Source organism: Streptomyces sp. SLBN-31 (genome assembly GCF_006715395.1).
Lineage (GTDB): Bacteria > Actinomycetota > Actinomycetes > Streptomycetales > Streptomycetaceae > Streptomyces.
On the sequence record NZ_VFNC01000003.1, the window covers coordinates 484,380 to 497,270 of the forward strand.

Here is a 12,891-nt window from a genome sequence, read left to right on the forward strand (position 1 = left end):
TTCGCCGATGCGGGATCCGCTGTCCGTCCTCACCGACGCCTTCACGTCCTTCCTCTTCGGGAAGGTCGAGACGACCCGCCTGCCCGTGCGCACGTCCACCGGCCAGGCCCAGGCCGTCTACCTGCCGACGGCCGCCCCCGGCCTCGGCGACTCGGGCGTGATCATCGGCCGCGAGGTCTACTCCGGCAAGGGCTACATCTACGACCCCTTCCAGCTCTACGGCCAGCAGCTCCCCGCCCCGCACTGGCTCGTCCTCGGCGAGTCCGGCAACGGCAAGTCGGCCCTGGAGAAGACGTACGTCCTTCGGCAGCTGCGCTTCCGGGACCGCCAGGTCGTCGTCCTCGACGCCCAGGGCGAGGACGGCGTCGGCGAGTGGAACCTCATCGCGGAAGAGCTGGGGATAACTCCCATCCGCCTGGACCCGATGGCCGCCCTCGACCACGGCATCCGGCTCAACCCCCTCGACCCCTCGATCACGACCACCGGTCAGCTCGCGCTGCTCCGGACGATCATCGAGGTCGCGATGGGCCACGGCCTGGACGAACGCTCCGGCTTCGCCCTCAAGGTCGCGCACGCCTACGTCAACGAGACGATCGTCGAACGCCAGCCGATCCTCACGGACATCGTCGAGCAGCTACGGCACCCGGAGCCGGAGTCGGCCGAGGCGATGAACGTCGACATAGAGGACGTACGGGCGTGGGGCCTGGACGTGGCGCTGGTGCTGGACCGGCTCGTCGACGGCGACCTGCGCGGCATGTTCGACGGCCCGACGACGGTCGGCATCGACCTGGACGCGCCGCTGATCGTCTTCGACCTGTCCCACATCGACCGCAACTCCATCGCCATGCCGATCCTGATGGCGATCGTCGGCGTGTGGCTGGAGCACACCTGGATCCGCCCCGACCGCAAGAAACGCGTCTTCCTGGTCGAGGAGGCCTGGCACATCATCAGCAGCCCGTTCGTGGCGCAGCTGTTCCAGCGGCTGCTGAAGTTCGGGCGCCGGCTGGGTCTGTCGTTCGTGGCGGTCGTCCACCACCTGTCCGACGTCGTCGACGGCGCGGCCGCCAAGGAGGCCGCCGCGATCCTGAAGATGGCGTCGACCCGCACGATCTACGCCCAGAAAGCCGACGAGGCCCGCTCGACGGGCCGGGTCCTGGGCCTGCCCCGCTGGGCGGTGGAGATCATCCCCACCCTCACCCCCGGTATCGCGGTCTGGGACGTCAACGGCAACGTCCAGGTGGTCAAACACCTCGTCACCGAGACGGAACGGCCTCTCGTCTTCACGGACCGCGCGATGACGGAGTCCTCCAGGGACCTGGCCGACGACGCCCTGCGCGCCGCCGAGCTGGAGGCGGAGGAGCGGGCGGCGGCCTTCGTGGAACAGCACCTGAGCGACTTCGACGGCTCGTCCGAATCGACGGTGGCGTAGCGGGAGGCGGACGTGGTCAGACCGGACGACAGGCGACGACGGGACGACCGGGAGAGCCAGGGCGGCATCCCCGACGGCCTGTTGGTCGGCCTGCTCGCCTTCCTCCTCGGCATGACCCTGCTGGTGTGGTCGGCCACGGGGCTGGCGGGCCTGTTCGCCCGGGGCTCCTGGCCGCACGGCGTGACCTTCACCCGTACGCCCCTCGCCATGCGCCACCTCATCGGCCACCCGCACGACATCACCGGCGCCTGGCCGGACACCCCCCACACCCAGCTCTCCGGGTACGGGCTGTTCTGGGGCCTGTTCATCGGTCAGCTGATGGTGCTGTTCGTACTGACCGTGTTCCTCATGGGCACGGTGGCCAGATGGCGGGCCGGGCGTACGAGGCGACGCCTCGAGCGGTTGGCGGCACTCGAGAGGCCCACGACGGCGGTCACCGTACCGGAGCCCGAGCCGGAGGCCCGGCCACTGCCCCGGCCGGCGGAGATCCACGAGGTGCCGGTCCCCCGGGCCGAGCCCCTCCTGCCCCAGCCGACAGAAGTGCTGCAGCACCCCACCGTCCCCCTGGTCCACTACGGCCCGCCCGCGAGCCGCCAGGCGGCGGCCACGCAGGCCGTACGGGACGCCGAGGGCCCCGCCGTGGTCGTCACGTCCAACCCCACCGTGTGGCAGGACACCAAGGACGCCCGGGCCAAGCTGGGCCCCGTCCACCTCTACGACCCCACCCACCTGTGCGACACCCCGGCCCGCCTCCACTGGTCCCCCACGGCGGGCTGCGAGGAGAAGCAGACGGCGACGGAGAGGGCGGCCGCGATATTGGCCCCCATCCGCCCCACGGCCAAGCTGGACGAGGCCCTGTCGGCCACCGCGGAAACGCTCCTGCGGACCTACCTGCACGCCGCCGCGGTGGACGGCCGCACCATCCGCCACGTCCACCGCTGGTCCCAGGGCACCCAGGTCCAGGACGCGGTCCGCATCCTCCGTACCAACCCCAAGGCGTCCCCCGGCTCCGCGGGCGAACTCGAGGCCGCGCTCACCGCCCACCCCGAACGCCGGGACATGGCCCAGGAACTGACGAGCCGAGCCCTGTCGGCCCTCTTCACGGTGAACATCCGCGAGGCCTGCACCCCCAACCGAACCGACGCCCTCGCCTTGGATTCCTTCGTCCACGAAGGGGGCACGCTTTATGTAGTGGGGGAATCCATCGAGGACCCCAGGACCAATCCAGGCGCGATGCCTCTCCTGACGGCCCTCGTCTCCAGCGTGGTCGAGCGTGGCCGGCGCATGGCCGAACGGTCATCCTCCGGTCGCCTCGACCCACCACTGACGCTCGTCCTCGACGACGTGGCCGCCGTGGCCCCGCTGCCCCAGTTGCCGGAGCTGCTGGCCGCCGGAGCGGACCGTGGCCTGCCGACGCTGGCCCTCCTCCGCTCCCGGGAGCAGGGCCGCGCCCGCTGGCCGCATGACGAACTGCCGGTCTAGCCGATCAGACCGCCTCACGCTCCTCGCGCTCCAGGGCGAACTCCAGCTCCAACTGCCCCGGAGCCGCCGTCAACGGCACGGTCACACCGGTGGGCGCGAAGCCGACCTTCCGGTACAGCCGCTGGGCCCGCCCGTTCTCCTCGTGCACGATGAGCCGCACCCGCTCGGCGCCCTGCGCCCAGGCCCAGTCAAGACCGGCCTCGAACAGCACCTCGGTCAGCCCGATGCCACGGTGCTCGGGCCGCACGAACACGCCGACGACATGCCCCTGCCGCCGCTCGATCGGAAACCCGGCCCAGTCGGTGGACCCGGCCTCCTCCATCAGCACGGTGAGCGTCCCGACCCATTCGCCGTCCGGCCCCTCGGCAATGATCTGCTGCGCTCCGGACGCACCCTCGGCCCCGCCGGCCGCCCGCTCCTGCCAGAAGGCATCCGACCTGGCCGCGGCCTGCTCGTAGGTCTCGAGGAAGGCGAGGTGCGCGACGGGATCCTGAAGAGACGCAAGCCGCAGCGCCTTCACCTCACGCCACTCGTCGGCGCGTATGGAACGGACTTTGTAGGTCATGTCAGTAACGGTAGCCGAACGCAGAAAACCCCCGGACCGGTATCCCCGGCCGGGGGTTTTCTCAAAATTTGTTCGGCGGCGTCCTACTCTCCCACAGGGTCCCCCCTGCAGTACCATCGGCGCTGTAAGGCTTAGCTTCCGGGTTCGGAATGTAACCGGGCGTTTCCCTCACGCTATAACCACCGAAACACTATGAAGTTAGACCGGAAAAAACACGGTCGTTGCCTCAGAACTAACACAGTGGACGCGAGCAACTGAGGACAAGCCCTCGGCCTATTAGTACCGGTCACCTCCACACGTTACCGTGCTTCCAGATCCGGCCTATCAACCCAGTCGTCTACTGGGAGCCTTACCCCATCAAGTGGGTGGGAGTCCTCATCTCGAAGCAGGCTTCCCGCTTAGATGCTTTCAGCGGTTATCCCTCCCGAACGTAGCCAACCAGCCATGCCCTTGGCAGAACAACTGGCACACCAGAGGTTCGTCCGTCCCGGTCCTCTCGTACTAGGGACAGCCCTTCTCAAGACTCCTACGCGCACAGCGGATAGGGACCGAACTGTCTCACGACGTTCTAAACCCAGCTCGCGTACCGCTTTAATGGGCGAACAGCCCAACCCTTGGGACCGACTCCAGCCCCAGGATGCGACGAGCCGACATCGAGGTGCCAAACCATCCCGTCGATATGGACTCTTGGGGAAGATCAGCCTGTTATCCCCGGGGTACCTTTTATCCGTTGAGCGACGGCGCTTCCACAAGCCACCGCCGGATCACTAGTCCCGACTTTCGTCCCTGCTCGACCCGTCGGTCTCACAGTCAAGCTCCCTTGTGCACTTACACTCAACACCTGATTGCCAACCAGGCTGAGGGAACCTTTGGGCGCCTCCGTTACTCTTTAGGAGGCAACCGCCCCAGTTAAACTACCCATCAGACACTGTCCCTGATCCGGATCACGGACCCAGGTTAGACATCCAGCACGACCAGACTGGTATTTCAACGACGACTCCCCCTGAACTGGCGTCCAGAGTTCACAGTCTCCCAGCTATCCTACACAAGCCGAACCGAACACCAATATCAAACTGTAGTAAAGGTCCCGGGGTCTTTCCGTCCTGCTGCGCGAAACGAGCATCTTTACTCGTAGTGCAATTTCACCGGGCCTATGGTTGAGACAGTCGAGAAGTCGTTACGCCATTCGTGCAGGTCGGAACTTACCCGACAAGGAATTTCGCTACCTTAGGATGGTTATAGTTACCACCGCCGTTTACTGGCGCTTAAGTTCTCAGCTTCGCCACACCGAAATGTGACTAACCGGTCCCCTTAACGTTCCAGCACCGGGCAGGCGTCAGTCCGTATACATCGCCTTACGGCTTCGCACGGACCTGTGTTTTTAGTAAACAGTCGCTTCTCGCTGGTCTCTGCGGCCACCCCCAGCTCGAGGAGCAAGTCCTCTCACCAAGCGTGGCCCCCCTTCTCCCGAAGTTACGGGGGCATTTTGCCGAGTTCCTTAACCATAGTTCACCCGAACGCCTCGGTATTCTCTACCTGACCACCTGAGTCGGTTTAGGGTACGGGCCGCCATGAAACTCGCTAGAGGCTTTTCTCGACAGCATAGGATCATCCACTTCACCACAATCGGCTCGGCATCAGGTCTCAGACACATGAGCGGCGGATTTGCCTACCACTCGTCCTACACCCTTACCCCGGGACAACCACCGCCCGGGATGGACTACCTTCCTGCGTCACCCCATCACTCACCTACTAACCGCTTGGTTCGGCGGCTCCACCACTCCCCTTTGCCCGAAGGCTCCGGGGCGGCTTCACGGCCTTAGCATCACGATGCTCGATGTTTGACGCTTCACAGCGGGTACCGGAATATCAACCGGTTATCCATCGACTACGCCTGTCGGCCTCGCCTTAGGTCCCGACTTACCCTGGGCAGATCAGCTTGACCCAGGAACCCTTAGTCAATCGGCGCACACGTTTCCCACGTGTGAATCGCTACTCATGCCTGCATTCTCACTCGTCAACCGTCCACAACTCGCTTACGCGGCTGCTTCACCCGGCAGACGACGCTCCCCTACCCATCACAGCGGGCGTTGGCCCTCATGCTGCAATGACACGACTTCGGCGGTACGCTTGAGCCCCGCTACATTGTCGGCGCGGAATCACTAGACCAGTGAGCTATTACGCACTCTTTCAAGGGTGGCTGCTTCTAAGCCAACCTCCTGGTTGTCTCTGCGACTCCACATCCTTTCCCACTTAGCGTACGCTTAGGGGCCTTAGTCGATGCTCTGGGCTGTTTCCCTCTCGACCATGGAGCTTATCCCCCACAGTCTCACTGCCGCGCTCTCACTTACCGGCATTCGGAGTTTGGCTAAGGTCAGTAACCCGGTAGGGCCCATCGCCTATCCAGTGCTCTACCTCCGGCAAGAAACACACGACGCTGCACCTAAATGCATTTCGGGGAGAACCAGCTATCACGGAGTTTGATTGGCCTTTCACCCCTAACCACAGGTCATCCCCCAGGTTTTCAACCCTGGTGGGTTCGGTCCTCCACGAAGTCTTACCTCCGCTTCAACCTGCCCATGGCTAGATCACTCCGCTTCGGGTCTTGAGCGTGCTACTAAAATCGCCCTGTTCGGACTCGCTTTCGCTACGGCTTCCCCACCCGGGTTAACCTCGCAACACACCGCAAACTCGCAGGCTCATTCTTCAAAAGGCACGCAGTCACGAGAATGAAGACAAGTCTTCATTCCGACGCTCCCACGGCTTGTAGGCACACGGTTTCAGGTACTATTTCACTCCGCTCCCGCGGTACTTTTCACCATTCCCTCACGGTACTATCCGCTATCGGTCACCAGGGAATATTTAGGCTTAGCGGGTGGTCCCGCCAGATTCACACGGGATTTCTCGGGCCCCGTGCTACTTGGGTGTCTCTCAAACGAGCCGCTGACGTTTCGACTACGGGGGTCTTACCCTCTACGCCGGACCTTTCGCATGTCCTTCGCCTACATCAACGGTTTCTGACTCGTCCTGTTGCCGGCAGACAACAGAAGAGAGATCCCACAACCCCGCATGCGCAACCCCTGCCGGGTCTCACACGCATACGGTTTGGCCTCATCCGGTTTCGCTCGCCACTACTCCCGGAATCACGGTTGTTTTCTCTTCCTGCGGGTACTGAGATGTTTCACTTCCCCGCGTTCCCTCCACTTGCCCTATGTGTTCAGGCAAGGGTGACAGCCCATGACGACTGCCGGGTTTCCCCATTCGGACACCCCCGGATCAAAGCCTGGTTGACGACTCCCCGGGGCCTATCGTGGCCTCCCACGTCCTTCATCGGTTCCTGGTGCCAAGGCATCCACCGTGCGCCCTTAAAAACTTGGCCACAGATGCTCGCGTCCACTGTGCAGTTCTCAAACAACGACCAGCCACCCATCACCCCGAGCTTCCACTCGAGTTCACTGGGGCCGGCGACTGAGGAAAACCATTCCCTCAGACACCCAACAGCGTGCCCGACACCCTCGCCGCTCTCCTCAACGTTCCACGCTCTTACGAGCAGTACTAGAAGGAGAAGACGGTCAAGTGTGCCGAGTAGTCAACGTTCCACCCATGAGCAACCAGCATCAGGCGTTCGCTGATGTTCTGGCCTCTGACCGAGCGAGCCCGGTAAGAAGTGCTCCTTAGAAAGGAGGTGATCCAGCCGCACCTTCCGGTACGGCTACCTTGTTACGACTTCGTCCCAATCGCCAGTCCCACCTTCGACAGCTCCCTCCCACAAGGGGTTGGGCCACCGGCTTCGGGTGTTACCGACTTTCGTGACGTGACGGGCGGTGTGTACAAGGCCCGGGAACGTATTCACCGCAGCAATGCTGATCTGCGATTACTAGCGACTCCGACTTCATGGGGTCGAGTTGCAGACCCCAATCCGAACTGAGACCGGCTTTTTGAGATTCGCTCCACCTCACGGTATCGCAGCTCATTGTACCGGCCATTGTAGCACGTGTGCAGCCCAAGACATAAGGGGCATGATGACTTGACGTCGTCCCCACCTTCCTCCGAGTTGACCCCGGCGGTCTCCTGTGAGTCCCCATCACCCCGAAGGGCATGCTGGCAACACAGAACAAGGGTTGCGCTCGTTGCGGGACTTAACCCAACATCTCACGACACGAGCTGACGACAGCCATGCACCACCTGTACACCGACCACAAGGGGGGCACTATCTCTAATGCTTTCCGGTGTATGTCAAGCCTTGGTAAGGTTCTTCGCGTTGCGTCGAATTAAGCCACATGCTCCGCCGCTTGTGCGGGCCCCCGTCAATTCCTTTGAGTTTTAGCCTTGCGGCCGTACTCCCCAGGCGGGGAACTTAATGCGTTAGCTGCGGCACCGACGACGTGGAATGTCGCCAACACCTAGTTCCCACCGTTTACGGCGTGGACTACCAGGGTATCTAATCCTGTTCGCTCCCCACGCTTTCGCTCCTCAGCGTCAGTAATGGCCCAGAGATCCGCCTTCGCCACCGGTGTTCCTCCTGATATCTGCGCATTTCACCGCTACACCAGGAATTCCGATCTCCCCTACCACACTCTAGCTAGCCCGTATCGACTGCAGACCCGAGGTTAAGCCTCGGGCTTTCACAATCGACGTGACAAGCCGCCTACGAGCTCTTTACGCCCAATAATTCCGGACAACGCTTGCGCCCTACGTATTACCGCGGCTGCTGGCACGTAGTTAGCCGGCGCTTCTTCTGCAGGTACCGTCACTTTCGCTTCTTCCCTGCTGAAAGAGGTTTACAACCCGAAGGCCGTCATCCCTCACGCGGCGTCGCTGCATCAGGCTTTCGCCCATTGTGCAATATTCCCCACTGCTGCCTCCCGTAGGAGTCTGGGCCGTGTCTCAGTCCCAGTGTGGCCGGTCGCCCTCTCAGGCCGGCTACCCGTCGTCGCCTTGGTGAGCCATTACCTCACCAACAAGCTGATAGGCCGCGGGCTCATCCTTCACCGCCGGAGCTTTTAACCCTCACAGATGCCTGCGAGAGTGTTATCCGGTATTAGACCCCGTTTCCAGGGCTTGTCCCAGAGTGAAGGGCAGATTGCCCACGTGTTACTCACCCGTTCGCCACTAATCCCCACCGAAGTGGTTCATCGTTCGACTTGCATGTGTTAAGCACGCCGCCAGCGTTCGTCCTGAGCCAGGATCAAACTCTCCGTGAATGTTTTCCCGTAATCGGGATGAACACCACGAGAGCGGAACAGTCAGGCGGAATGAGCCCGACCGTTCACAGCGTCCTCGCTGTGTTTTCTTCAAAGGAACCTCGCCACCAGGAAATCCCGGTGTCGGGGTATCAACATATCTGGCGTTGACTTTTGGCACGCTGTTGAGTTCTCAAGGAACGGTCGCTTCCTTCGTACTCACCCTCTCGGGCTTTCCTCCGGGCGCTTCCCTTCGGTCTTGCGTTTCCGACTCTATCAGATCCTTTCGGCGTCTGATTCCCAGTCAGAGGGGGTTGCCTTCCCGGCTGTTGGGCCGTTCCGACGTCTCAAACCTTAGCGGATCCTCTCGGCGATTCCCAATCGGGCCGCTGAGATCCAAATCGAATTGAATTCGGGCACGCCGAAATCAACCCGGTTGGGAGATCGTGCTGATGGTTTGGGTTGCCGCTGCTGCGGCGGAGGTGTTGCCGAAGAACCGTTACGGCCCCGTGGCAACCCGAAGAACTTTACGGATCCTGGGAGAGCCTGTCAAGCACCCGCTGTCAAGATCTTTTAGTCCAGGTCGGTGAGGCGTCCGCTGGCATCCGGCTGGGCGTGTTCCACCCTACGGAGCAGGCGGGTGAGGACCTCACCCAGGGCGGTGCGCTCCTCGGCCGAGAGGTCCTGGAGCAGGTCGTCCTCGAAGACCGTCGCAAGTCGCATCGCCTCCAGCCACTTCTCGCGGCCCTCCCCCGTCAGCTCGACGATGACGCGGACCCGGTTGGACTCGTCCCGTTCCCGGGTCACCAGTCCCTCGGTGACCATGCGGTCGATCCGGTGGGTCATCGCGGCCGGCGTCAGGCCGAGGCGCTTGGCCAGGTCGCTGGGGCCCATGCGGTAGGGAGCGCCGGAGAGGACGAGAGCCTTGAGGACCTCCCACTCGGCGTTGCTGATGCCGAGGGCGGCGGTCTGCCGACCGTAGGCGACGTTCATACGGCGGTTCAGCCGGGACAGTGCCGAGACGATCTTCTCGACCTGGGGGTCGAGGTCCCGGAACTCTCGCTGGTACGCGGCGATCTGCTCTTCGAGTGTCGGCTCCGTGGCGCCGGGGGGCTCGGCCATGTGGGCAGTATCCCACGCCCCTCCTTTGCCTCGAAGTCCTTCACTATGTAATCTTCAGTATCGAACTTTAGCTTTGAAGTCTTCACTCCTAAGCTCTTCGGAGCGGGACTTCCATCAGATGAGAGAGGTGAACGTGACCAGGGCGATGGGTGCAGCGATGCGCCGGATCCACGTGGGCAACGCACTCAGCGCGTTCGGGCTCGGCTTCACCGTCCCCTACCTGTACGTCTATGTGGCGCAGGTACGAGGGCTCGGTGCCATGACGGCGGGGCTGGTCCTCGCCGTGTTCGCCGTGGCCGCGCTGATCGTGCTGCCGTTCGCCGGACGGGCCATCGTCCGGCGCGGTCCGCTTCCGGTCCTGATCGCCGCCCTGGTCACCGCCGCCGTCGGATCGCTGGGGCTGGGGCTGGCGGGCACCGCGGCGACCGTGCTCCTGGCGGCCGCCGCGCTCGGGGCCGGGCAGGCTGTGATGCAGCCGGCGCTCGCGACGATGATCGTGGACGTCTCCACCGCCGACACCCGCTCGCGCGCCTTCGCCACGCAGTTCTTCCTGCAGAACCTCGGGCTCGGCGTCGGTGGGCTCATCGGCGGTCATCTTGTGGACGCTACGCGCGTCGACTCCTTCACCCTGCTGTTCTCCATCGAGGCGGCGATGTTCCTGGTGCTGGTGGGGGTGATGGCGACGGTGCGGATGCCGCGCGCGCCGCGCATCAAGGGCGCGCCCGCGTCGGCGGACCGGGGCAGCTGGAAGCAGCTGCTCGGCAACCGGGCCATGGTGCAGCTGTCCGTACTGGGTTTTGTGTTGTTCTTCGCCTGTTACGGCCAGTTCGAGTCAGGGCTGAGCGCGTACGGCGTCGAGGCGGCCGGGATCTCCACGTCCGCGCTCGGAACCGCGCTGGCCGCCAACACCCTGATGATCGTCGTCGCGCAGTTCGCCGTGCTGAAGTTCGTCGAGCGTCGGCGTCGGTCCCGGGTGATCGCCGCCGTCGGGCTGATCTGGGCCGTGGCGTGGGTCGTGGCTGGGTACGCCGGGCTCGGGCACGGCAGCCGGGAGATGGCCACGGCCGCCTTCGTGTCGACGTACGCCCTGTTCGGGCTCGGGGAGGCGATGTTGTCGCCGACGGTCGCTCCGCTGGTCGCCGACTTGGCGCCGACGGGGATGGCGGGACAGTACAACTCGGCGTTCGCCCTGGTGAAGCAGCTCGCGCTGGCCGTGGGGCCGGCGGTGGGCGGACCGATGGGGGCCTCGCTGCACGCGCCGTACGTCGTGACGTTCCTTCTTTTCTCTCTGGGTATCACCGTCCTCGCGCTGCGGCTCGGGCGGCGGCTGACCGCCGTACAGGACCAGCCGTGGCCGGCGCGGAGCCGGAGCCGGGTGGTCGCCCGGGGCGGGACGTCCACGGGAGCCGTGGCCGCGGAGGCGTGAGCCGGCGTCACCGGCGCCGGGCGGCCGTCAGGGCGCGCCCTTCGGCAGGACGAATTCGCACCATACGGCCTTGCCGCCGCCCGGTGTCCGGCGCGAGCCCCAGTTCGAGGCGATCGTCGCGACGATGGCGATGCCCCGGCCCGACTCGTCGCCCGGTTCGGCACGGCGGCGGCGCGGCAGGTGGTCGTCGCCGTCCGTCACCTCGATGATCAGGCGGCGGTCGGTGCGCCGCAGGCGCAGGCGCATGGGCGGGGTGCCGTGCTGCAGGGAGTTGGCGACCAGCTCGCTCGCCGCGAGGACGCCGAGGTCGTGCAGGTCGGCCGGGAAGCGCCAGCTGGTCAGGACGCCGGAGGCGAAGGCACGCGCGCGGGGGGCCGCTTCGACGCCGCCGAGGAGTTCCAGGGCGGCGTTGCGGAACAGCTCGCTGTCGGGGCCGGTGCGGGCCGGGTGCTGGAGGACCAGGACCGCCACGTCGTCGTCGTGGTCGGCGGTGACCCCGGCCGAGCGGACCAGGCGGTCGCAGACCACCTGGGGGGTGCCCGTCGCACCGGACAGGGCGGCTTCCAGGGCCTCGATGCCCTCGTCGAGGTCGGCGTCGCGGCGCTCCACCAGCCCGTCCGTGTAGAGCACGGCCGTGGAGCCGGGGCCGAGCGGGACGGAGCCGGAGGCGTGCATCCAGCCGCCCGTGCCGAGGGGCGGGCCGGTCGGCTCGTCGGCGCGCTGGACGGCGCCGGTCTCGTCGCGGACCAGGATGGGGAGGTGGCCGGCGGAGGCGTACACCAGCCGGCCCTCGTTCGGGTCGTGGATGGCGTAGACGCAGGTGGCGATCTGGTTGGCGTCGATCTCCGCGGCGAGGCCGTCGAGGAGCTGCAGGACCTCGTGCGGGGGCAGGTCCAGGCGGGCGTAGGCGCGCACCGCCGTACGGAGTTGGCCCATGACGGCGGCGGCGCGGACGCCCCGGCCCATGACGTCGCCGATGACCAGGGCCGTGCGGCCGCCGCCGAGGGTGATGACGTCGTACCAGTCGCCGCCGACCGCGGCCTCCGTGCCGCCGGGGTGGTAGGTGGCGGCGATGCGCAGGTCGTCGGGCTGTTCGAGCTCCTGGGGGAGGAGGGAGCGCTGGAGGGTGACCGCGGTCTCGCGCTGGCGGCGTTCGCTGGCGCGGAGGCGTTCAGCGGCCTCGGCGTGGTCGGTGACGTCGGTGGCGAAGACGAGCACGCCAGCGTGGTCGGCTTCCGTGACCGGGGTGCAGGTGAACGTGTAGGAGCGGCCGTCGGGGGCCTTGCGGGACTTGAGGGTGCGGGGCTTGCCGCTGCGCAGCACCTGGTCGAGGAGCGGGAGCAGGCCCAGTTCGGCGAGTTCGGGGAGGGACTCGCGGGTGGGCTCGCCGAGGGGGCGCAGGCCGAAGGCGGTCACGTAGGAGTCGTTGATGTAGGCGACCCGGTGGTCGTGTCCGTGCACCAGGGCCACCAGGGCGGGGACGCGGTCGAGGACCTCGCGCACGGGGAGTTCGTCCACGGCGGGCAGGTACGGGGCCTGTTGGGTCAGTTGTTCGGCGCGGGCCGAGGGGACGGAGCCCGCGCCGTCGGCCGGGCGGTCCGGGGCGACCGTGTGGTCGGTCCGCGCTGCCGCGCGGCGCTGCGTTCCGGGGAGCCGGGCGCTCCAGCGCGTGAAGTTCACGAAT

Annotated in this window: 6 protein-coding genes and 3 rRNA genes; 3 read left to right on the top strand and 6 right to left on the bottom strand. The window is 65.3% G+C overall.

Annotation, left to right across the window (positions count from 1 at the left end; all coding sequences use genetic code 11):
- Positions 1-7 precede the first annotated feature (7 nt).
- Together FBY22_RS39795 and FBY22_RS39800 are read left to right on the top strand one after the other, a co-directional pair.
- Positions 8-1,429 carry an ATP-binding protein gene (locus FBY22_RS39795; RefSeq protein ID WP_142153268.1) on the top strand — a complete coding sequence of 474 codons (1,422 nt, stop codon included), beginning with the start codon at positions 8-10 and terminating at the stop codon, positions 1,427-1,429.
- A gap of 12 nt (positions 1,430-1,441) precedes the next feature.
- A complete protein-coding gene (locus tag FBY22_RS39800) occupies positions 1,442-2,911 on the top strand; it encodes a type VI secretion protein (RefSeq protein WP_142153270.1) in 1,470 nt (489 codons plus the stop codon).
- Positions 2,912-2,915: 4 nt separating this feature from the next.
- On the opposite strand, the gene FBY22_RS39805 is transcribed toward FBY22_RS39800, so the two are convergent.
- From FBY22_RS39805 to FBY22_RS39830, 5 genes are all read right to left on the bottom strand, one after another.
- Complete coding sequence (locus FBY22_RS39805) at positions 2,916-3,476, bottom strand: GNAT family N-acetyltransferase (RefSeq protein ID WP_142153271.1); 561 nt, start codon at positions 3,474-3,476, stop codon at positions 2,916-2,918.
- Positions 3,477-3,546: 70 nt separating this feature from the next.
- A 5S ribosomal RNA gene (gene rrf / locus FBY22_RS39810) occupies positions 3,547-3,663 on the bottom strand.
- A 69-nt stretch (positions 3,664-3,732) separates the two neighbouring features.
- Positions 3,733-6,855, bottom strand: a 23S ribosomal RNA gene (locus FBY22_RS39815).
- A 299-nt stretch (positions 6,856-7,154) separates the two neighbouring features.
- Positions 7,155-8,680: ribosomal RNA gene (locus tag FBY22_RS39820) — 16S ribosomal RNA — on the bottom strand.
- Together the 16S, 23S and 5S rRNA genes form the textbook arrangement of a ribosomal RNA operon.
- A gap of 552 nt (positions 8,681-9,232) precedes the next feature.
- Entirely contained in the window at positions 9,233-9,781 is a 549-nt protein-coding gene (locus tag FBY22_RS39830; RefSeq protein ID WP_142153273.1) for a MarR family winged helix-turn-helix transcriptional regulator, read from the bottom strand.
- A 157-nt stretch (positions 9,782-9,938) separates the two neighbouring features.
- Between FBY22_RS39830 and FBY22_RS39835 the strand changes: the two genes are divergently transcribed.
- Positions 9,939-11,207, top strand: a complete 1,269-nt coding sequence (locus FBY22_RS39835) for an MFS transporter (RefSeq protein WP_260845367.1) — start codon at positions 9,939-9,941, stop codon at positions 11,205-11,207.
- A 27-nt stretch (positions 11,208-11,234) separates the two neighbouring features.
- Here the strand turns inward: FBY22_RS39835 and FBY22_RS39840 are convergent, their stop codons facing one another.
- Positions 11,235-12,887 (bottom strand): SpoIIE family protein phosphatase, encoded by a 1,653-nt coding sequence (locus FBY22_RS39840; protein WP_142153278.1) that lies wholly within the window; start codon positions 12,885-12,887, stop codon positions 11,235-11,237.
- Positions 12,888-12,891: the final 4 nt, after the last annotated feature.

Excerpts from the sequence above, each read along its gene's own strand:
- FBY22_RS39830 (WP_142153273.1), bottom strand. The coding sequence starts at position 9,781 with ATGGCCGAGCCCCCCGGCGCCACGGAGCCGACACTCGAAGAGCAGATC.
- FBY22_RS39805 (WP_142153271.1), bottom strand. The coding sequence starts at position 3,476 with ATGACCTACAAAGTCCGTTCCATACGCGCCGACGAGTGGCGTGAGGTG.
- FBY22_RS39835 (WP_260845367.1), top strand. The coding sequence starts at position 9,939 with ATGCGCCGGATCCACGTGGGCAACGCACTCAGCGCGTTCGGGCTCGGC.
- FBY22_RS39795 (WP_142153268.1), top strand. The coding sequence starts at position 8 with ATGCGGGATCCGCTGTCCGTCCTCACCGACGCCTTCACGTCCTTCCTC.